The following is a 22,015-nucleotide window of genomic DNA, read 5'->3' on the forward strand; positions in this document are numbered from 1 at the left end:
GGTGACCGCCAGTGGCCCCCTGCTTCTTTCCCAGCCCGTTTGCGGGCAGGCCAAAGCCCCACTGAGAGAGCACCTCAATCGTTGTCGACACAACGTCATATGGACAGACTTGTCCCATGATCGAGGTGACGATAGGTGATCGTCCGGCTGCGCCGCCAGGTTGTTCGACCACCGTGCATGAGATGTTTATGAACTCTTGATCAACCGATCCGGCGCTTCCGGGCATGTTCGGACAGGACGTCAACCCGTTTGACCTCTCCGCACGTCAGGGCCCATCGTTCCGACCCGAACGTCACCCGATGACAAGGTCTCCAATCCGGGAAGGGCACACAATCGACATGTCCGCCATTTCGGCCCCTATTGCGCCCACACCGCCACCACCATCCCCACGCCGACGCCTCACCCGGCTGACCGCGCTCGGAGCGAGCTGCGCCCTGAGTATCGGCCTCTTGGGGATACCGGCCGCCGTCGCAGCCGACACCCCGCCGCCGGCCCACGGGCCGGTCGGAGGCGTGCCGCCGCTCGCGGCGCCCTCGCCCGCACCATCGCGCACCCCGGCCCAGCAGGCTGTGATCGACTCCATCGCCAAGGCCAAGTCGACCGGCCGGCCGGTCGTCGTCGACGCGTTGACCGACGAAGCGTCGAAGACCATCGCGAACCCCAACGGGACTCTCACCACCACCGACAACGCCCAGCCGGTTCGCACCAAGCGCGACAACGCGTGGACCGACCTCGATGTCACCCTGAAGCCCAACGTGAACGGCACCGTCAGCCCGGCCGTCACAAGCATTCCGATCGCGTTCTCCGGCGGCGGCAGCAGTCCGATGGCCACCGTCTCCACCGCGGACGGCAAGACACTGTCCGTCGGCGCGCCGTTCGCCCTCCCCAAGCCGGTGCTGAACGGCGCGACCGCGACCTACGCGAACGTCCTGCCCGAGGTCGACCTCCAGCTGACCGCACTGCCGGTCGGCGGCTGGCGCGACGTCATCGTCGTCCACACTCCGCAAGCCGCCACCAACCCGGCACTCAAGAACCTGCGCTTCCCGATCACGGCCCAAGGGCTCACGGTAACCTCCGACGATCACGGGCTCATCGACGTCAAGGACGGCAGCGGCTCCGTGCGCTTCCGCTCGCCCGCGCCGCTGCAGTGGGACTCCTCCCGCCCGGCGACCGACCCTTCCACCGCGGCGCCCAAGAGTGCCAAGCTCGCCGCACCTGCAGCGGCCCCGGCCGCTGACCCGCAGCCGACCGCCGGCGCACCGTCAACCGCCGAGGCGCCCGGAGACGGTGCGAACGTGGCGCTGATCGGCAGCAAGGTCTCCGGCGGTGCGATCGAACTGGCCCCGGACCAGAACGCGCTCGCATCGGGCACCGGGCCCTGGTACCTGGACCCCACGCTCACCGCGGTCACCAGCTCCGTCGAGGGCTCGGTCGAGGTCCAGGAGAACCACCCGGGCGCGCCGAACTTCAACAAGAAATCCAGCCTCTCCACCGGCTACTGCGGCTACCGAAGCAGTGATCCGAAGCTGGACTGCAACCCCCTCGGCCGCCAGCGCGCCTACTTCCAGTTCAAGATCAACCCGGCGATCTACACCAAGGTGTCCGGCGCCGAGTACCCGCCCACCGTGTTCACCTCCACGCTCTACGGTGACGTTACCGGCGCCTCCAGCCCCAGTACCCAGACCGAGCTCGGCGTCTACTGGGCCCCACACGGAATCGGGGAAGGCACAACCTGGGATGCGCAGCCTTGTGGCACGAACGGGAACGTCGTCATGGAGGGCTGCTCCTTCGTCGGCGGCCAGACCATCACCGGCATCGGTCCGCTGGCCATCGACGCCACCGACATCATGAAGCAGGCAGCGGCCGGCACCTGGCCGACGTGGACCATCGCGATCGCCCCCCGCGCTAATGAGTGGGAGAAGCTCTACCGCCACGCCATCGCCAGCAACCCGGGCGTCGTCACCACCTACGACATCACCCCCACCGTCTGGTACCCGCACACCAGCCCCGCGCCCGGCTTCGCCAACGCCGGGACGACGGCCGAGTGCAACAGCGGTGGCGCCCACCCCTGGGACAACCCCGGCTGGGTCGGCAACAACCTGAACATGTACCTCACCGCCAGCAGCTACTCCCCGGCCGGGCAGTCCCTCTACACCGGCTACATCATGTGGGACGACAACGACCCCAACTTCCGTATCGAGCAGGGGAGCTGGGGTGGCTCCTACAACAACCCGGCGCCCTCCGTCCCGGTCGGTTCACTGTCCGACGGACACCAGTACGGCTGGCTCGCCCGCTCCACCGACACGATCCTCACCTCGCCCAACAGCGCTTGGTGCTACTTCCGCGTCGACCGGACCAACCCGCGCGTCAGCATCAGCTCCACCGACTTCCCGCCCGCCGGCACTCCCAACCCCAACCCCGTCAAGTACATGAACGACCCGGGGACGTTCAGCATCAACGCCGAAGACCCGGCGCCCGGCCAGGGCCTGCAGGCCTCCGGCATCGCCTGCGTACGCCTGAGCACCGACCCCACCCCCGTCGTCGGCTGGCAGTGCAAGAAGGGTGAGACCTGGTCGCCCGAAGACGGCTCCTACGCCTACAAACCGCGCCAGTGGGGCATCAACACCCTCTACGCCCAGGCCATGGACATCGCCGGCAACTACAGCCAGCCGGCCGTCTACAACTTCTACGTCCCCTGGAGGCCCGGCACCCAGCCCCTCTTCGGCGACATCGACAACGACCAGAAGCCCGACATCCTCACCACTGACAAGACTGGCGACCTGCGCGTCATCGGGGGCACCTCCGACCCCGCCAGCTCCCGCGCCGCCACGGCGGTCTCAGCACCCGGCAGCAGGGAACACAACACCACCTGGCCGGACTTCCAGATCAGCCACCACGGCGCCCTGGCATCCGAACAGGCCGTCGACCAGATCATCGCCCACTACACCAAGGACACGGCATCCAACCTCAAGGATGTCCTCTACCTGGTCCACAACAACGGCACGGGCCACTTCGACGAAGACCAGCCCACTCCACTCGACCGCCCGAAGACCTGCGCGACCTACGCCACCGGGGCCGGCTGCCCCAAGTACACCAGCAGTGTATGGCGCAACGTCTCCCAGGCCGTGGCCATTGGCAGCCCGGAAGGCGAGGCCATCGGCGGGGATGCCCATGATCCGAACCACAAGATCATGATGTCCCAGACCTCCATCCTCACCCTGGAGACGGACGACGACACAAAGGGCCCCAGCCTCTACCTCTTCCAGCCAAACGCAACCAGCAACAACCTCAAGGACGCGGCAACACTCATCCCCACCCTGACCGGAAGCTGGACCGACTACGAACTCCTCAACCCGGGAGCCGCCAACGGCACGACCACCAGCCCCAAGGCCGGATCCTCGCCTGTCAACCAGACCACTATCTGGGCCCGGCACCGCACCAACGGCAACCTCTACGCCTACGCCCTCGGATGGAACATCGACGGAAGCGTCGACTACTCCGCTCTCACCCACCCCGACACCGGATTCCTGATCCTCTCCGGAGCCGACTGGACCACCGCGGCCCAGCCCCGGGTCGGCGCGGCGGACCTCAACAACGACGGCCTCCCCGACGCCTGGGCCATCGACAACAACAACGCCATCACCGTCTACCCCGGCAAGAGCAGCAGCGGCACCGCCAACAAGGTCGACGGCTTCACCCCGATGACCCTCCTCGGCTACGCCGACGCCAGCGTCTCCGTCCGCTCCAACCTCACCGGGCTCTGCGCCGACGCCGAAGGCGGGCCCCGCAACGGAGCGGACATAGCCGTCTACGGCTGCTGGCAGACCGCCAGCCAGCGCTTCAACTTCGCCTCCGACGGCACCGTCCGGGCCGGCAGCTACTGCTTGTCGACCAAGGACAACGCACTCCTCGACGGCACCCGCGTCATTCTCTCCACCTGTGACGACAAAACCGGCCAGAAATGGAACGTCCGCCCCGATGGCCGCATCTACCTTCCCGCAACCGTGGACGCGGACCACACCGGCGGGCGGTGCCTCGAACTGCCGGGCTGGGCTACCGAACAGGGCACCCGCCTCGGAATCTGGAACTGCCCGAGTCTCCAGAGCAACCAGCAGTGGACGCTCAGCCCCGAGCGCACCCCCTGACCCCAGCAACCTGTAGTGATGTGCACGTGACATAGCACCATTCGCGGGGTGGGCCCTGGCTGATGCCAGGAGCCCCACCCCGCACACTCCTGACCACCACCCGTGAAGCCAAGCGAGAACCATGACCAGCACCGAGCCTGCCCCCGACGCCTCTGCAACCCCGGCTGCGCCCACCGAACCCGAGACCGCAGCCGACCGCCTGCGGTCGCGCTGGGCTGAAGCGGACAACGCCCCCATGCCGTGGCACCGGAGGGTGTCACGCCCCTCGGCAGCGTCGTCGATGTCAAAGCCACCGAAGCCACCGTCGACCTCCCGGCACTTGCCGAACGTACACGTGCCGTCCGGGCCGCCATGACTACCCAGGACGCTTCCTGAGTCCGCTGTTGGAGACCGCACGCGCGCCTGTGGCGGTGACAGGCGGCGGCCTGCAACACCGCCTGGCGGTCCACGCCGTGTCCGCCGGCTGGACGGTTGAGGTTCCGGGCGACGAGCGCGCCGCGTGCCGCCGACGGGTTCTCCAGGAGCCGGACGGCCTGGTCGACCTGCCCGCCGGGTGCCTGCCCGCCGGGCCTGCTCGCGGTCGCGGCGGCCGGAGCAGCAGGCGGCCGTCGCGGGGCCGGTGCCGCCCGACGGCGGCCCGGGCCCTCGCCGGCCCGGCTACGCCGTGAGCGCGAGCGCCGACGTGGCCAGCAGCACACCGCCCACGGCGAGCACGGCGCTCGTCCCGGCCACGCCCCGCAGCGGCACCCGCAGGCCGGCCGAGCGGCACCGCTCGTACCAGAGCAGGGTGGCCAGCGAGGCCCACGGTGTGATCAGCGGGCCGATGTTGGTGCCGATCAGCAGCGAGAGCAGCTGCTGGTGGTTGGCGACCGGCACCGCGGCCTCCCCGGCCAGGTAGACGGGCAGGTTGTTGAGCAGGTTGGACAGGCCCGCGCCGACCGCCGAGGCACGGAACATCCCGAGCACCCCGCCGTCCGTCCCCACCGCCGCGTCCAGCACCCGGTGCAGCCCGTGCGCGTCGACCGTCTGCACCACCAGGAACATCCCCGGCACCATCACCAGCAGCCGCCACGGCACCAGCGAGGCCCGCAGCGCCTCCGGCCGCCGGACGGCGAAGGCGGCCACCGCCACCAGGGCGGCCGCGCCCGAGGCCACCCAGAGCGGCAGGCCGGTCAGCAGCGTCGCCATCAGGAACCCGGCGCAGGCCAGCCCGCAGACCCGGAACAGCACCAGGTCGCCCGGCCGGTGGGCGGGCGGCGGCGTGTAGTCGGCGGCGCCCCGGCGGCCGCGCCGCCAGTAGAAGCCCCAGAGGCAGGCCATCGTCGCCAGCAGGGCGGCCAGCTGCGGCGCCCACATCACCCGGGCCAGCCCGGCGGGGGAGAGCGCGACCCGCTCGGCGGCCAGCAGATTGGTCAGGTTGGACACCGGCAGCAGCAGGCTCGCGGTGTTGGCCAGCCAGACCGTGGTCATCGCCAGCGGCAGCGGTGCGATGCCCACCCGCGTGGCGAGGGCCAGCATCACCGGGGTGAGCAGGACGGCGGTGGTGTCCAGGTTGAGGGTCATCGTGGTGACGGCCGCGAAGGCCACGCAGAGCAGGAACAGCGCGGCGTAGCTGCCCCGCCCGGCCCGCGCCACGCCCGCCGCGACCACGTCGAACACCTCGGCGGCGCTGGTGAGTTCGGCCAGCACGATGACCGTGCCGAGGAAGGCGAGCAGCGGTGCGACCCGGGAGACCGCCGCGCTCGCCGACGCCGCCGGGAGCAGACCGGTGGCGAGGAAGAGCAGCCCGCAGGTGAGCAGCGCCGCGGCCACCCAGTCCAGGGGGTGGAGACGTCTGACAGTGGGCCAGTAGGCAAGCACGCCCGCCAGGGTCGCACACGGTTGTTCTCACGTCGAGACCGGGGTGGGAGCGGGGCGGAGCCGGGCCGCCCGGCCGGGCCGGAACGGTACGAACGACCGGGCCGAACCGGGTTTACCGGCCCCCGATCGGTCATAAGCTCTCTCCCATGGGGGCTTTGGACGCGACCCCGGGTGGCCCCGGGCCGATCGACTTCTTCATCAGCTACTCGCCGGCGGACGAGCGGTGGGCGGCCTGGATCGCCTGGACGCTGGAGGAGGCCGGCTACCGCGCCTTCCTCCAGGCCTGGGACTTCGTCCCCGGGACCAACTTCGTGGACTTCATGGACCGCGGCGTCACCGAGTCCGCCGCCACCATCGCCCTGCTCTCCCGCAACTACGAGCGCTCCCGGTACGGGCGGATGGAGTGGCAGGCCGCCCTGCGCTCCGACCCGGACGCCCCCGAACGCCGGCTGCTGACCGTCCGGATCGAGGACATCCCGGTGGACGGCCTGCTCGCCACCCTCACCTACATCGACCTGGCGGGCGTCGCCGAGCCCGCACGGGCCCGGCAGCTGCTGCTCGCCCGGGTCGGCCAGGCCATGGAGGGCCGGGCCCGGCCCGACCTGCGGCCCGGCTACCCGGGCGGCTCCGCCGGGGCGCCCGCCGTCCCGGGGCAGGCGCAGTCGCAGGTGCCCGCGCCCCGGCCGGTCGGCGGCACCGGCTGGCCCGGCCGGCGCAGGCCCTCCGCACCGCCCGAGTACCCGTCGGCCGGCGGCCGCGAAGGCGGCCGCGAGGGGGTGTCGGTGCTGCACCTGGCGGGCCCGTCCTTCGGCCGCGGCAGCGACCCGGTCGACCTCCAGGCCGCCATCTGGGGCGACCTCGTGGAGCTGGCCGACGCCGGTGCCCCCGCTCCCGAACTGGTCGTCGTCACCGGCGACCTGACCGCCTCCGGCAGCCCCCGCGAGTGCGAGCAGGCGCTCGCCTTCCTCACCGGGATCCGCTCGCTGCTCGGCCTGGAACCGCACCGGGTGGCCATCGTGCCCGGCGGGCAGGACGTCAGCCAAGCCGCGTCGCGCGCCTACTTCAGCACCTGCGAGGCCGACGAACTGCGGCCCACCCCGCCGTACTGGCCCAAGTGGCGCCACTACGCCCGGCTGTTCCAGGAGTTCTACCAGGGCCTGGACGTCGTCTTCGACAGCGCCCAGCCGTGGACGCTCTTCCCCGTGCCCGAGCTCGGCACCGTCGTCGCCGGCCTCAACTCCTCGATGGCGTACAGCCACCGCGCCGACGACCGGTACGGCTGGCTCGGCCCCGAACAGGCCGCCTGGTTCGCCCAGGCGCTGCGCCCGTACGAGAACGACGGCTGGCTGCGGATCGGCGCGCTGCGCCACCCGGTCACCGCCCGGCCCGCCGGCGCCCGGTCGGCCCGGGCCGGCCAGGACGCCGAACCGCTGCGCGACCTCGACCGGTTCACCCGGCTCACCGCGCCCCGGCTGCACCTGCTGCTGCACGGCCCGGCCGACTCCCGGCCGGCGGTCCGGACGCTCTCCACCGGTACCGGCGAGGTCAGCGTCGCCGGCGCCGACGGCCCCGGCACCCACCAGCTGCTCCGGCTCACCCGCGACGGCCTCACCCGCTGGCCCGCCCCGGGCGCCGAACTCCAGCGGACGCCCGCCTCCTGGCGCCGGGCCCACCGGGCCTTCCCACCGCCGCCGGACACGGCCGAACCGCCCGCCCCTCCGGCGCCGCCGGCTGCCGCCCTGCCGCCCGCCGAACCCGAACGGGAGGCCCGGGAGCTGGCCTCCCCGGCCGACACCCTGCTCGCCCGGGTCGCCGAAGTCTGCCGGACCCGCCACGAGGGCGCCCAGATCCGCACCGTCGCCGGCGCCCCGCCCCAACTCTTCGTCACCTGGACGGAATCGGGCTTCGTCCGCCAACAGCGCGTCGCCGTCTGCGTCTCCACGCCCACCGCCGAGGACGTCGACCGCTTCGTCGACGCCGTGCACGCCGCCGGCACCGCCCCCGACGCCGAACTCGTCCACGACGGCCCGCCGCCCCCGCGCGAGCTGCGCGACCGGGCCCGCCGGCGCGGCGTGCGGCTGCGCAGCTTCATCGAGTTCCAGGGCCTGCTCGACCTGAGCGGTTACGTCGCCGCCCAGAGCGAGCGGCTGAGCACCGACGGCCAGTACCAGCCCGGCCTCTACCTCCCGCAGCGCTACCGCGACGCCGAACGCCCCGGCGGCGCCGAACGCGAGGGCCTGGTGGACGAGATGCTCCGGCTGCTGGAGTCCGACCACGGCCGGTTCCTGCTGCTGCTCGGCGACTTCGGCCACGGCAAGACCTTCGCCCTGCGCGAGCTCGCCCGCCGAATCCCCGCCGAACTCCCGCACCTGACACCGCTGTTCATCGAGCTCAGCGCGCTCGACAAGGCGCACTCCTTCGACGGTCTGGTGGCCGCCCACCTGACCGCGCACGGCATCGACACCATCGACCTGCGGGCCTTCCGCTACATGCTCCGCCAGGGCCGCATCGTCCTGCTCTTCGACGGCTTCGACGAACTCCTCAACCGGGTCAGCTACGAACGGGCCGCCGACCACCTCCAGGTGCTGCTCGACGCGGCCGTCGACAACGCCAAGATCGTGGTCAGCAGCCGCACCCAGCACTTCAGCTCCCAGGAGCAGGTGCTCACCGCGCTCGGCGAGCGGGTCGGCCTGCTCCCGCAGCGGCGGCTGCTCGCCGTCCAGGACTTCACCACCGCCCAGATCCGCGGCTACCTGGTCAACCGCTACGGCGACGAGACCGCCGCCGACCGCCGGATGCGGCTGCTGGAGGCCATCCCCGACCTCCTCGCCCTCTGCCGCAACCCCCGGCTGCTCAGCTTCGTCGCCGACCTCGACCACGACCGGCTGCGGGCCGTGGCCGGCGCCGGCCGGGCACTCAGCGCCGCCGGCCTCTACCAGGAGGTCTTCACCGCCTGGCTGCGGTTCGAGGAGCAGCGCGGCCAGGGCGGGCCGGGCGCCGCGCCCGGCCTCGGCCTCGACCACCTCTGGGCGGCCGTCACCCTGCTCGCACTGCGGCTCTGGGAGAGCGGCCGGGGCGCCATGCCGTACGACGAACTGCTCGACATCGCCGGGGTGCTGGCCGACCTGGCGGGCACCGGGCTGCCCACCCCGCAGCTCGCCCACGCGGTCGGATCCGGCTCGCTGCTGGTCCGCTCCGACGAGGGCATGTTCCAGTTCATCCACGGCTCGGTGGTGGAGTGGCTGGTCGCCCGCGCCGCCGCGGCCGGCCTCGGCGCGGGCGAGCCGGAGCTGCTCGCCCGGCGCCCGCTGAGCCGGCTCGCCGTCGAGTTCCTCTGCGACCTGGCCGACCACCAGGTCTGCCAGGAGTGGGCCCAGTCCGTCCTGGACGGCGCCGCGGACTCCGCCGGCTCCGAGGAGGCCGCGCGGTCCAACGCCGTCAAGGTGCTGGCCCGGCTCCGCGTCCCCGCCCACACCGACCTGCGCGGCGCCGCCCTGGCCGGCGAGGACCTCTCCCACCGGGACCTCTCCGGCGTGGACCTCGCCCGGGCCGACCTCACCGACGCCCGGCTGCTCGGCGCCAACCTCGCCGGCGCCTCACTGCGTGGCGCCCGCCTGGTCGGCGCCCGGCTCGACGCCGCCGACCTCACCGGCGCCGACCTGCGCGACGCCGACCTGCGCGGCGCCCGGCTCATCCGCACCGACCTGCGCGGCGCCCGCCTGCGCGGCAGCCGCTGGCAGCGCGCCGCCCTGATCTCCGCCGTCACCGACGCCCGGGTGCTCGCCGCCCCCGAACTGCGCGCCGCCGCGATCGCCCCCGGCCTGCCCGTCGAGGCCGGGTTCCGCCCCTCCGAGGTCGGCGTCCCCTACGGCTTCGACGTCCGCACCACCCGGCTGCCCGAGCCCGTCGCCTTCAGCGTCGACGGCCAGCTCCTCGCCGTCGGCAGCGACGACGGCTCCGTGCTGGTCTGCGACGCCGTCACCGGCGTCGCGCTGCGCACCCTCAAGGACCACATCGGCCGCGTCTACGCCGTCAAGTTCGCCGGTGACGTGCTGGCCACCGGCAGCGCCGACGGCACCGTCCGGCTCTGGGACCCGGTCTCCGGAGAGTGCCGCCACCGCCTCGACGTCCACCCCGGCGGCGTCTGGCCGGTCTCGCTCGGGGCCGGCGGCGCCCTGCTCGCCACCGGCGACGCCGAGGGCACCGTCACCCTCTGGGACACCGCCGCCGGCCGGCTGCTGCACAGCCTCCCCGGCCACGCCGCACCCGTGTACACGGCGGTGTTCAGCCCCGACGGCTCCCAGCTCGTCACCGGTGACCGCGCCGGCGCGGTCCGGCTCTGGTCCACCGGCAGCGGCCGGATGATCGCCGAACTCCCCGGCCACCGGGGAGCGGTGTACCGGGCCCGGTACAGCCCGGACGGCACGGTCCTGGCCACCGGTGACGGCGGCGTGGACGGCGAGCGCGGCGGCACCGTCCGGCTCTGGGACGTCCGCCGGCGCCGGCTCCTGCACACCCTCGAAGGCCACGGCGGCCGCGTCTACACGCTGGCCTTCCACCCCGACGGCGACCTGCTCGCCAGCGGCGACACCGAGGGCCGGGTCCAGCTCTGGAACCCGCTCGACGGGACGGCCGCGGGCCGGCTGGAGGGCTGCACCGGGGCGGTCTACCAGGTGGCCTTCGACGCCGACGGCACCCGGCTCGCGGCCGGTGACAGCGACGGCGTGGTCCGGGTCTGGCGGGTCGGCCCCGTGACCAGGAGCGGCAGCGGCAGCGGCGGCCGCGAGGTGACGCCGCTGCGCCGCCAGCCGCCCGAGCACCGGGGCTCGGTCTGGGTCTGCCGGTTCAGGCCGGCGGACCGTCCGGTCGCCGGTCCGGACGGCGGGGCGGCCGGCGGACCGGCCGGTCCGGACGCGGAGGCACTGCTGGTGACCGGCGGCAACGACGGCGCCGTCCGGCTCTGGGAGCCCGGCTCCGGCCGCAGCCGGCTGCTGCTGCGCGGCCACGGCCGGCGGATCGGCTCGCTCTCCTTCAACGGCGACGGCACGCTCCTCGCGGCCGGCGGCAACGACGGTGTCGTCCGCCTCTGGGAGCCCGCCACCGGCCGCCGGGCCAGGGAGCTCGCCGCCCGCAGCAGCCGGCTGGTCTCCGCCCAGTTCAGCCCCGAAGGCCCGCTGATCGCCACCGCCAGCAACGACGGCGACCTCTACCTGTGGAACGCCCGCACCGGCGAGTACCTGCGCGAGATGGACGTCGAGACCGAACACGTCTGGGCCGAGGCGTTCAGCACCGACGGCGTCCTCGTCGCCACCGCCAACGACGACGACACCGTCCGCATCTGGTACCGCAGTACCGGCGCCCACGTCGCCACCCTGCGGGAACACCGCGGCAGGGTCCGCTCCATCGCCTTCAGCCCGGACGGTCGGCGGCTCGCGACCGGCTGCGACGACAGCCGGGTCCGGATCTGGGACATCGCGGCCGGCCGGATAGAGACCCGGCTCGAAGGCCACCACGACCGGGTGTACGCGGTGGCGTTCGCGGCCGACAGCGCCTGGCTGGCCAGCGCCTCCTGGGACGGCGACGCCGTGATCTGGGCCGACGGCACCGCCCGCCACCGCCTCGGCGGTCACGTCGGCCGGCTCTGGACCGCCGCCGTCCACCCCCGGCGCCCGCTGCTCGCCACCGCCGGCGACGACCGCGTCGTCCGGCTCTGGGACCCTCACACCGGCCGCGACGCCGGCCGGCTCCGCGGCCACACCGGCCGGATCCTGGCCGTCACCTTCAGCCCCGACGGCTCCCTGCTCGCCAGCGGCGGCGAGGACGGCACCGTCCGCCTCTGGAACGTCCCCGCCACCGGCCTGCCCACCCCCAGGGCCACCCTCCTCGGCGCCCCCGACGGCTGGGCGGCGCTGCTGCCCTCCGGCGCCTACAAGTACGAGGGCGACGTGGTCGGCGAGTTCTGGCACGCGATCGGCATGTGCCGCTTCGAGCCGGGCGAGCTGGACACCCACCTCCCGGGCGTCCACCGGCTGCCGCCCGAGGCGGAGTTGTGAGGTGACGGCGGAACACGACGACCCGGCCCGGCGGCGCGTCCGTTGACATCGGGCGCGCCGCCGGGCCGGGCGGGGGTCGGCCGCGGCCTCAGCCGAGGCGGCGGGTGAGCGGGGTGCGGGAGCGGGTGAAGAGGCCGGCGAGCAGGCCCGCGAGGAGCGGGACGACCAGCGCGGTGAGGGCGATCTCGCCCCAGGGCACGACGACCGGGTTGGTCACGCCCGGGTAGTCGATGTCCCGGGTCTTCAGCAGGGCGAGCGCCGGCACGAACCCGTTGACGGTGCCGAGCACCGCGCCCAGCACGGCGATCACCGCGCACTGGACGCCGGAGAGCCGGCGGCGGATGCCCGGCGGTGCGCCGACGGCGGCCAGGGTGGCCTGGTCGCGCCGGGAGTCGGCGGCCGCGAGGCCGGTGGCGATGCAGGCGGCGCCGAGGACGACCAGCGCGGCGAAGCCGGTGAGGGCGAGGGTCGGCAGGTCGTCCTTGGCCTGGAAGCCGCGTTCCACCTCGAGCTGGGCCATCGGCACGAGCCGGTCGGCGGTCGCCACGGCGCGCTGCTGCGCCCGGCGGTCGGGGACGGTGGCGGGCAGCCAGGCCGCGCCGACGGGCCGGACGCTGACGCCCTGACCGAGGCTCTCGATCGCCTTGGCGCCGATGACGGCGGCGCCGTAGCGGTCGGCGGCGGGGTTGTCGACCAGGATGGCGTCGACGGCGATCTCCTTGATGTCCTGCCCGGGGTTGGTGCCCGGCTGCGGGGCGCTGGTGAACCCGCCGGTGAGCTGGAGCACCACCTTGCCGTCGTGGATCCGGGAGGCGTTGAAGACGACGGCCTTGCCCGCGGCGAGCGCCTGGTCGGCGGCCGGGTCGCGGAGGTCGAAGGCGTTGTGCAGGACGGCCGCGTCGCCGACGACGAGGGAGTTCCGCCCGAAGCCGCCACCACTGTCCTTGAGGGTGACCGCGCTGGAGCAGCCCTGGCACCAGGAGTAGAACGCCTGGGAGAGGTCGGCGCGTTCGCCGAGACCGGGCATGTCCCGTTCGACGGCCGACCGCAGCCGGGGGAGCTGCGGGTCGCCCGCGGGGACGGCGAGCGTGACGGCGTTGACCGGGGTGTGCGGCCGGTAGGCCTCACGGTCCCGCGCCTCGGTGCTGGCGGTGTAGAGGCCGACGGCGACCGAGCCGGCGACGGCGGCCATGACGGCGGCGATGGCCGGGGCGGTGCGCCCGCGGTGGCGGGCGGAGTCGCGCAGGGCGAGCCGCCCGCTGAGCGGCAGATGACGGGCGATCCGGCCGCAGAGCGCGATCAGCAGCGGGGTGAGGGCGAGCAGGCCGAGTTCGGCGGCGGCGGAGCCGGCCAGCACCATCAGGGTCATCTTGTCGAGGCCGGCGAAGACGGCGATGCCGCGGCCGGTGCCGTCGTTGGTGCCCACCGCGAGCAGGGCGGTGGCCGCGCCGGCGACGAAGAGGACGATGCCGAGGGCGGTGGTCCGGCGGTTCGGCGGCTTGACGGTGTCGCGGTCGTTGAGCCCGGCGGTGACGCTCTGCCGGGCGGCCTGGAGAGCGGGCAGCGCGGCGGCGAGCAGCGCGGTGACGAGGCCGACGGCGCCGATCGCCGCCAGGTCGGAGGCCTGCAGGCCGAAGTGGCCGAACCGGCTGCCGGCGGTCTCCTCGATCCACGGCCGGAGCGCGGCGACCAGACCCGTGCCGAGCAGCACCCCGGCCGCGGCCCCGGCCACGCCGAGCACCAGGCCGCCGCCGAGGACGACGGCCGCGACGTGCCCGCGGTCGCCGCCGCCGGCGGCGAGCAGGGCCAGCTGCCGGCGGGAGCGGCGGGCGCCGACGGCGAAGGCGGGCCCGGCGAGCAGGGCGACTTCGAGCAGGGCCATGCCGGCGACGGTGGCGACCACGACGGCGGTGTTCTTGCGCGTGGAGTCGCTCAGGCTGACCTTCTGGGCGCGGTACGACACCTGAGCTTCGGCCGGCGGGTGGAGCGCGACGGTGCGCGAGGTGGCGGTGAAGCCGTACTGGTTGAGCTGCTGCACGCCGGCCCAGTCGAGCGGCTTGCCGGAGGGCAGCTTCACCAGCCAGGACGCCTTGTCGGCGGCCTGCTCGGACCCACCGATCGGGGCCTTGGCGGCGGGGGCCAGGGCGGCGAGCGGCGCGAGGACCTCGCCGGGGCGGCCGACGAACTCGACCTTGTCGAGGTCACCGGGGCGCTCGACCACGCCGGTCACGGTGAACGGCGTCTTCTCCAGCCCCTTGAGGGTGGTGGTGGAGCCGAGGCCGAGCCCGGACTCGTCGAGGAATGCCCGGGTGACGGCGGCCTCGTGCGGACCCTTCGGCGCCCGGCCCTCGACCAGGGTGATCCTGCCCTTCCAGGCCGGGTCGGCGAGGTCGGCCTCGGCGGTGTCGGTCTGGAGCAGGCCCTCCCTGGAGGCGGCGCTCGCGGTGGGGCCGGGGCCGGCCGGCAGCAGGGTGGAGCCGGGCAGCAGCTCCTTCAGCAGGTCGGCCGGGATGGAGGTGGCGCCGCGGGCCTGTTCCGGCGTCGGGGCCTGTCCGTCCCGGGGAGCGACGGCGTAGGCCCCGTCCTCGGCGAAGGGGAGCTGGTGCACGGTGCTGCCGGGCGCGTAGGCGGTGACGTACGCGTCGGCCCCGCCGAGCAGCCGCTCGGTCCGTTCGGACGTGGTGAGCTGCCCGCTGCGGTAGACGACGTCGGCGCCGGCGACACCGAGGACGGGCAGGGCGACCATGGCGACGACGAGGGCGCTGCGGCCCTTGGCGCGCAGGGCGTCACGGCGGGCGATCCGCAGCGTGACCTTGAGGGAGCGGAGCTTCATCGGACGGCCCCGATCCCGTCGGCCTGGTGCGCGCGGCCGTGGCGGGCGGCGATCCGCAGCAGGGAGTCGGCGTCCTGGCCGATGCTCTCGTCCACGATCCGGCCGTCGCTGAGGAAGACGACGCGGTCGGCCCAGGCGGCGTGGCGGGGTTCGTGGGTGACCATCATGGCGGCGGCGCCGGCGTCGCAGCGGGCGCGCAGGACGGCGAGGACGGCCTCACCGGTGGCGGAGTCGAGGGCGCCGGTGGGCTCGTCGGCGAGGACGAGGCGGCGGTCGCCGATCAGGGCGCGGGCGATGGCGACGCGCTGCTGCTGGCCGCCGGACATGTCGTCCGGGAAGCGGTCCGCGAGCTCGGGGATGCCCATCTCCGCCAGCGCGGCGACGGCCTTGCGGCGCGTCGCCCGCCCGGCGGCGCCGTCGAGTTCGAGAGGCAGGGCGATGTTCTCGGCGGCGGTGAGTGCCGGGATCAGGTTGTAGTCCTGGAAGACGTAGCCGACCGAGCGGCGGCGGACCTCGGCGAGCTTCTTGCGGCCGAGCTCGCCGAGGGCGACGCCCTCGACCAGGACCTGGCCGGTGCTGGGGGTGTCCAGCCCGCCGGCGAGGCTCAGCAGGGTGGACTTGCCGGAGCCGGACGGGCCCATGACGGCGACGAACTCGCCGGGCTGGACCGCCAGGTCGACCCCGCGCAGCGCCTGCACCTCGGCCGCGCCCCGGCCGTGGACCCGGGTGACGTGGTCCAGGTGCAGCACGGGTGCGGTGGCGCTCCTGCTGGGATTGGTCTGAGGCATGGGTGTTCCCCCTTTGGAAGTGGCATGGCGCCCGGGATGCGGCATGGCGACGGAAGGCTCCCGGACCGGCAGGGACTCCCCGCGGCCCGGTCCGGCCTGCATACCCAGTATGTATACCGCACCTGCCAGGGAAAAGTATATGCAGTCCGCCGACATATGTCGGCAGAGGTTCCGGTCCGGCCGCCGTCCGTGACCGGTGGGAACGGTTCCGGCACCCCGTGGCCGCTGCCCGCCTAGGCTGGCGGGGCCAGTTCTCCGGACGAAAGGATCATCGAGATGGCGGGTATGGCGGACGCTGCGGGCATGGCGGGAATGGCGGACAACACGGCCCATCGCGCCGAGCTGGGCGTGATCGGCGGCTCCGGCCTGTACGCGCTCCTCGACGACGTCACCGAGATCGCCGTCGACACCCCGTACGGCCCGCCCAGCGACTCCCTGTTCCTCGGCGAGGTGGCCGGCCGCACCGTCGCCTTCCTGCCCCGGCACGGCCGCGGCCACCGGATCCCCCCGCACCGGATCAACTACCGCGCCAACCTCTGGGCGCTGCACGCCCTCGGCGTCCGGCAGGTGATCGGGCCGTGCGCGGTCGGCGGCCTGCGCCCCGAGTACGGCCCCGGCACCCTGCTCGTCCCGGACCAGTTCGTGGACCGCACCTCGGGCCGGACCCAGACCTTCTACGACGGCCTCCCGCTGCCGGGCGGCGAGGTGCCCGAGGTCGTCCACGTCTCGATGGCCGACCCGTACTGCCCGGCCGGCCGGCACACCGCCGCGGCCGCGGCCCGCGACGCCGGCTGGGAGCCGGTCGACGGCGGCACCCTGGTGGTGATCGAGGGCCCGCGCTTCTCCACCCGCGCCGAGTCCCGCTGGTTCACCGCCAACGGCTGGTCGGTGGTCGGCATGACCGGCCACCCGGAGGCCGTCCTCGCCCGCGAACTCGGCCTCTGCTACACCTCGATGGCCCTGGTCACCGACCTCGACGCGGGCGTGGAGAGCGGCGAGGGCGTCACCCACGCCGAGGTGCTGGAGGTCTTCGCGCGCAACGTCGACCGGCTGCGCACCGTGCTGTTCAAGGCCCTGGAGAGCCTGCCCGTCACCCGGGACTGCGTCTGCTCGCGCACCCTGGACGGCCTCACGACAGGCCTGCCCGGCGTCTGACGCCCGCTCGGCGGCCACGGGGACCGGCCGCCATCGCCCACCTGCGAGCAGCGGGACGAGCCCGGCGGTGGCGGCCGGCACCCTGCCGTTCGGGCCCGGTTCCACCGGTACTGCTGCCCCGTCGACGGACACCGCTGCCGCATCGTCGATAGGGTGACCGCCCGTCGGTCGGGGAGCCGTCGGGGACGGCGTCGAGGACGTCGTCGGTGAAGTCACCGGGGAACCGGAGGGGGTGCGCATGACCGAACAGGGACACGTCGACGCGGCGCGAAGCCGGGTGTTCGGCGAGGTGGCGGAGCTCTACGACGCCGCCCGCCCGGGCTACGCCGACGCGCTGGTCGCGGAGGTGCTCGCGTACGCGGCCCTGGGCGACCGGGCGGCGGTGGAGGTCGGCGCCGGGACCGGAAAGGCCACGCTGCCGTTCGCCGCGCTGGGCACACCGCTCGTCTGCATCGAGCCCGACCCGCGGATGGCGGACGTGCTCCGACGAAACACCGAGCCGTATCCGGGCGTTCGGGTCCACGCCGGCAGCTTCGAGGAGTGGCAGCCGGACGGCCGCGGCTTCGGGCTGCTCCTCGCCGCGATGTCCTGGCACTGGGTGGACCCGCAGCGGCGGTGGGACCTCGCCCACGAGGCCCTCGTGCCCGGCGGCGCGGTGGCACTGTTCTGGAACCCGCAGGGGATCCGTGATCCGGAGCTGCACGCCGCCCTGGCCGAGGTCGACCACCGTCACGGGATCACCGACTCCCCGCACAAGGACCTGACCTCGGCCTACGGCGAGGCAGCCGGGAACTGGGCCGGGCTGCCCGGCTGGCCTGACGACGAGTGCCGCCGCGACGGCCGCTTCACCGACCTGCGCAGCATCCGGTACCGGCAGGAGCAGCACTACGACACCGCCCGCTACCTGGGCTACCTGGCCTCGCTCTCGCGCTACCGCCTCCTTCCCCCCGACCGGCGCGAGCACGTCCTCGCCGACACCGCGCGGGTCCTGGACGCCCACGGCGGGAGCATCGCCATGGACCTCCTCAGCGACCTCTTCCTCGCCCGGGCGCGGTGAGCCGGGGGCTGCCCGGCGAGGTTGTCCGACCTGTCTACTCGGCGGGGCTGGGTCGGCGGGGCTACTCGGCGGGGATTCCGCGGAGGAGGAAGGGGAGGTGGGCGCCGCGGGCGAGGGCGGTGAGGGCCTGGGTGGTGCGGCGGTGCTGGTGGGTGGCCATGACGTCGGGGAGCCGGGCTTCGGGGACCCAGTGCAGGCCGGTGACGTGCGGGGGTGGGAGGTGGCGCGTGACGGTCGTCTCCTGGGCGCGGGTGAGGCGGCCGCCCCAGTAGACGAAGTGGACGGCTTCGGGGAGGAGTCGGGTGTCGGTGTAGTCGGTGGCGAGGAGGGTGCGGAGGGGGAGGACGAGGCCGGTCTGGGTCTCGGTGTGGCGGCGGGCGGCTAGGTGGGGGAGTTCGTCGCGTTCGGCGTTGCCGCCGGGGAGGGTGTGGCCGTTCTTGTGGGTGGTTTCGAGGAGGAGGACGGCGCCGTCCGAGTTGAGGACGAGCGCCTGGTGGCCGAGCCGGCGGCGGGGCGGGTTGGTGAGGATCTCGGGGAGTGGGTACAGCAAGTCGGGCTCCTTGGGGTCGAGTTGGTGGTGAGGGGCACGCCCGGTTCGTGAACCGGGCGGGAGTTGGGGGTGGCTCGGTCGGGTTCGGTCGCCGCCGGGAGCCAGGGGGAGCAGGCCGGAAGGCCGGCGACGATGCCGGTCACGAGCAGCAGAGCGACGATGAGCAGGCGCGGCCCGCAGGGCCCGTCGCGGATCGGCCAACAGGCGAGGACGGCTGCGCCTGCGCTGACGGCGGCACGGCGGTGACGGCCGCGAGGAGTCCGGGGGTCGGGCTCATGCGGCGTCGTGCGCGCGGGGCCTGCTGGGGTGCTGGACGGTGAGGTGGCGGGGGTGGTCGAGCCGCTGGAGGTGCTCGGGCTTGGTGGTCCACTCGCAGCCGCCGGCGGCGGGGCGCAGGTAGGCGAGGCCGCCGAGGGTGTCCATGTAGACGCCTTCGGTGGGGTGGCCGGTGGCTGCGCGGTGGGCGAGGTCGCGGACGACTTCCCCGACCTCGGGCCTGTAGGCAGGCATGCGGGGGCAGCTGGGCATGTCGGCTCCAGTGGTAGCTCTGGGTCCCCGATCTCTTACCGGGTGTAGCCATGCTGACCTGATTGGGCTTACGATGGCCAGTGTCTAACCCTTGACTGTTTCGTCTGGTTATAGGTGGCAACGCCCATGCAGAGCAGTGAATCTGACCTTGCATCATCGCCGCTGGTTCGTTTCGGGGCAGAACTTCGCAGGTCACGGCGGGCCATGAGATGGTCGCAAACCGAGCTGGGGCGGCGCATGGGCTTCTCGAATGCCATGGTCTCGTACGTCGAACGAGCGAAGAAGCCCGTAACTCATAACTTCGCGGTTAGGGCTGACGAAGTGTTCGGAACCGGTGGCACCTTCTATGAGCTCTGGCGTCGCTACTCGCGTGCCAGCCTGCTTGAGGGCTTCGCCGAGTTCGCGGAGGCTGAGGCGCGATGCCGGCGGCTGCGCACGTTCGAGCTGGGAGTGATCCCCGGACTCTTTCAAACTCCTGCCTATGCCGCAGCACTTGAAGCCGCAAGCGTCCGTCGTGGCAGCATCAGCCAGGACCAGGCCGATGAACGAGTGGCGTTCCTCGTCCAGCGCCAGCAGCTACTGGAACAGAAGGCGCCGCCGACGATCCACGCCGTATTGGATCAGAGCTGTCTCCTGCGGCCGATTGGTGGCCGCGCTGTGATGCGAGCCCAGTTCGACCATCTTGAGTCGCTGGCCGACCGGTCCAACATCACGGTTCAGGTAGCGCCGTTCGAGCTTGCTGAGCAACGGCCGTTCATGCTGCCGGTGGTCTTGCTCACCCTGCCGGATCGATCGGTTGTGGGATACGCCGAGTCCCAGCTGCGGGGGTACCTGGAACGCGGGCGCGCTCCGATCACGGCTTGGGAGGAGGACTACGATCAGCTGCAGGTGGAGTCGCTGTCCACGGTGGCCTCACTCGCCATGATCCGCGCTGTTCGGAAGGACCTTGAATGACGCCCATCAACATGACCGGCGCCCGGTGGGTGAAGTCGCGACACAGCGGCAACGGGGGGAACTGTGTCGAGATCTCGCCTGACTTTCCGGGTTTGATCCCCGTCCGCGACTCCAAGGACCCCGAGGGCCCTGCACTCGTCTTCCCCGCCGACGCCTGGCAGTCATTCGTCACCGGCGTCCGGGCCGGCGACTTCGGCGCGATCTGACCCTGCCTGCACATCAGTGCCCGACCGGAACCCCGGTCGGGCTGATGTGTCACTGGTGGCCTGTGCGGAGCGTCAGAGGCAGAGGTTCTCGCTGGTCCAGGTCTTCGACGCCCCGCCGCCAACGGCTTGGAAGTAGATCACCGCGCACTGGAAGTTCTGGTGGATCTGGTCTCCCGCCTTGACCTCGTAGGAGGTGGGGTAGCCGGGCCATCCCCGTTCGCACCCGAGGTCGCACCAGGCGCCGCCGATGGCTCCCCAGACCGGCCAGGCGCCACTGCGCGGGGACCAGTAGATCGTGCCGTTCTGGAACTGCGTTCGTCGGCCGAACCCGTCGGGGTTGACCAGCTCGTCCGTGAGAGGACACCCGAGCGGCCCGTCGGGGCCGTTCATCTCGATGTACCTCTTCTCGATGTCACCGACAACGTTCTTCCCGTTGCCGCAGTAGGTGTCGCCGGCCTGCGCGGGCGACGCGGCCGCGACGACGATCAGGCTCGCCAGCAGGGTCAGGACCCCAAGTCCTGAGCCGATCCGGCCTCGAATCCTTCGTTGGAGGGCTGCACCGAGGTACATCACGTCCCACCTTCCGTTTGCAGGGGCTGCTCACGATCGGTGTGCAATTGTCATTGCGGCTGCGTGGTCCTTACAAGACCGCCGAGGGCGGGTACGGCAATTCAGGCCAAAGCCGTAAAAACCGATAGTGAGATGATCGCGGACTGGCGGGGCCGTTGCTCTGTGCTCGTCGTGAAACCCGGCCCGGGGCCGAGCGGCGCCACGGGCCGGCGTACCCCTGGCCGTGATCGTCTCAAGGTGGGCTCTTCGGGCACCTCGGCCGGGCCCCTGGACCTCCGCGAGTTCGCGGAAACCGAAGGATCTTCAACGCGAACCCGGGGGTGCAGTGCCCTCGTAATCGGGTGTGGCCTGGTGGGAGCCGGCGCCGCAATTCACAGGCGCACGCGCGCTGTTCTGCCGGCGGTGAACACCGGCTCGACCGGGCTCGACGACCACTACGGTTCAGTCCCATGGCGACAATTGCTACGCGCACGGTCGAGTACCCTGCCGACGGCCTGACGATGATCGGGCACCTCGCGCTCCCGGCCGGTGTCGGTCGCCGGCCCGCGGTCCTGGTCGGGCCCGAGGGCATGGGGCTCAGCGACGTCGAGCGCCGCCGCGCCGATGCGCTCGCCGAGCTGGGATACGTAGCGCTGGCCTTCGACCTTCACGGCGGGCGCTATTTGGGTGACCCCGGGGAGATGCTGGCCCGTTGCATGCCACTGCTCGCCGACCCCGACCGGATGCGGGGCATCGGCCATGCGGCGCTCGACGTGTTGCGCGCCGAACCGCGGACCGACCCGGACCGGATCGCCGCCGTCGGCTACGGCACCGGGGGCGCTGTCGGGCTTGAACTCGGGCGCGATGGCGTCAACCTGCGCGCGATCGGGACGGTCAACGCGTTGACCACGGGCCGACCGGGCGAGGCGGCGCGCATTCGCTGCCCGGTGTGGGCCGGCGTCGGGTCGGAAGACCCGATCATGCCGCCCGCGCAACGGGACGCGTTCGCCGCCGAGATGCAGGCCGCGGGCGTCGACTGGCGCCTCGTGGTCTACGGCGGCGCCTTGCATGCCTTCCACCACCCGCCGGTCGACCACCACGTGGTCCCCGGCGTCGGCTACCACCCGCGGCATGCGGAGCGAGCCTGGCGCGACATCGTAGGCCTGCTCGCCGAGTGCCTGCCCGTGACGGAGTGATCCGGCCGCTCCAGGCGTGGGAGCTTGTCGTAGCCCCGGGCGGCATCGGCGTCCCGGATCGTCTCTGGTTGCACTCCGTCAACAAGCGTTCAAGACTGGCAAGTTGTTCAACAGGTCGGCGGCCGTGGATCGTGGCCGACC

The 22,015-nt window shown here is 72.9% G+C and carries 13 protein-coding genes; 7 read left to right on the plus strand and 6 right to left on the minus strand.

Going from position 1 to position 22,015, the window contains the following annotated elements; translation table 11 throughout:
- Positions 1-449 precede the first annotated feature (449 nt).
- Complete coding sequence (locus OG286_RS32050) at positions 450-4,145, plus strand: ricin-type beta-trefoil lectin domain protein (RefSeq protein ID WP_396325558.1); 3,696 nt, start codon at positions 450-452, stop codon at positions 4,143-4,145.
- A 657-nt stretch (positions 4,146-4,802) separates the two neighbouring features.
- Here the strand turns inward: OG286_RS32050 and OG286_RS32055 are convergent.
- Positions 4,803-6,005, minus strand: coding sequence for an SLC13 family permease (locus OG286_RS32055; protein WP_396325557.1), 1,203 nt, complete (start codon positions 6,003-6,005; stop codon positions 4,803-4,805).
- Positions 6,006-6,151: 146 nt separating this feature from the next.
- Between OG286_RS32055 and OG286_RS32060 the strand changes: the two genes are divergently transcribed.
- Positions 6,152-12,058, plus strand: a complete 5,907-nt coding sequence (locus OG286_RS32060) for a TIR domain-containing protein (RefSeq protein WP_405365946.1) — start codon at positions 6,152-6,154, stop codon at positions 12,056-12,058.
- A gap of 88 nt (positions 12,059-12,146) precedes the next feature.
- Here OG286_RS32060 and OG286_RS32065 read toward each other — a convergent pair whose 3' ends face one another.
- Together OG286_RS32065 and OG286_RS32070 are read right to left on the minus strand one after the other, a co-directional pair.
- Positions 12,147-14,891: an FtsX-like permease family protein gene (locus OG286_RS32065; RefSeq protein ID WP_396325555.1), complete on the minus strand. Its 2,745-nt coding sequence runs from the start codon at positions 14,889-14,891 to the stop codon at positions 12,147-12,149.
- Complete coding sequence (locus tag OG286_RS32070; protein ID WP_405365947.1) at positions 14,888-15,679, minus strand: ABC transporter ATP-binding protein; 792 nt, start codon at positions 15,677-15,679, stop codon at positions 14,888-14,890. Before OG286_RS32070 ends, OG286_RS32065 begins: the two co-directional genes overlap by 4 nt.
- A gap of 276 nt (positions 15,680-15,955) precedes the next feature.
- On the opposite strand from OG286_RS32070, the gene OG286_RS32075 reads away from it, so the two are divergent.
- Both OG286_RS32075 and OG286_RS32080 read left to right on the plus strand, forming a co-directional pair.
- Complete coding sequence (locus tag OG286_RS32075; protein ID WP_405359149.1) at positions 15,956-16,834, plus strand: S-methyl-5'-thioadenosine phosphorylase; 879 nt, start codon at positions 15,956-15,958, stop codon at positions 16,832-16,834.
- Positions 16,835-17,072: 238 nt separating this feature from the next.
- The gene (locus OG286_RS32080) at positions 17,073-17,891 is read left to right on the plus strand and encodes a class I SAM-dependent methyltransferase (RefSeq protein ID WP_396325552.1); all 819 of its coding nucleotides are present in this window, start codon (positions 17,073-17,075) and stop codon (positions 17,889-17,891) included.
- 61 nt (positions 17,892-17,952) lie between these two features.
- Here the strand turns inward: OG286_RS32080 and OG286_RS32085 are convergent, their stop codons facing one another.
- Positions 17,953-18,441, minus strand: coding sequence for an NUDIX domain-containing protein (locus OG286_RS32085; RefSeq protein ID WP_405359147.1), 489 nt, complete (start codon positions 18,439-18,441; stop codon positions 17,953-17,955).
- Positions 18,442-18,714: 273 nt separating this feature from the next.
- A complete protein-coding gene (locus OG286_RS32090) occupies positions 18,715-18,951 on the minus strand; it encodes a hypothetical protein (RefSeq protein WP_405365948.1) in 237 nt (78 codons plus the stop codon).
- Between the two features lie 144 nt (positions 18,952-19,095).
- Between OG286_RS32090 and OG286_RS32095 the strand changes: the two genes are divergently transcribed.
- Positions 19,096-19,923 carry a helix-turn-helix domain-containing protein gene (locus OG286_RS32095; RefSeq protein WP_405359143.1) on the plus strand — a complete coding sequence of 276 codons (828 nt, stop codon included), beginning with the start codon at positions 19,096-19,098 and terminating at the stop codon, positions 19,921-19,923.
- 11 nt (positions 19,924-19,934) lie between these two features.
- On the plus strand, positions 19,935-20,129 hold the full coding sequence (locus tag OG286_RS32100) for a DUF397 domain-containing protein (protein WP_405366090.1): 195 nt from the start codon (positions 19,935-19,937) through the stop codon (positions 20,127-20,129).
- 72 nt (positions 20,130-20,201) lie between these two features.
- Here the strand turns inward: OG286_RS32100 and OG286_RS32105 are convergent, their stop codons facing one another.
- The gene (locus tag OG286_RS32105) at positions 20,202-20,699 is read right to left on the minus strand and encodes an LGFP repeat-containing protein (protein WP_396326134.1); all 498 of its coding nucleotides are present in this window, start codon (positions 20,697-20,699) and stop codon (positions 20,202-20,204) included.
- Positions 20,700-21,148: 449 nt separating this feature from the next.
- Between OG286_RS32105 and OG286_RS32110 the strand changes: the two genes are divergently transcribed.
- Complete coding sequence (locus OG286_RS32110; RefSeq protein ID WP_396326133.1) at positions 21,149-21,874, plus strand: dienelactone hydrolase family protein; 726 nt, start codon at positions 21,149-21,151, stop codon at positions 21,872-21,874.
- The last annotated feature ends 141 nt before the right edge of the window (positions 21,875-22,015 follow it).

Source organism: Kitasatospora sp. NBC_00039 (assembly GCF_045160625.1).
Classification (GTDB): Bacteria; Actinomycetota; Actinomycetes; order Streptomycetales; family Streptomycetaceae; genus Kitasatospora.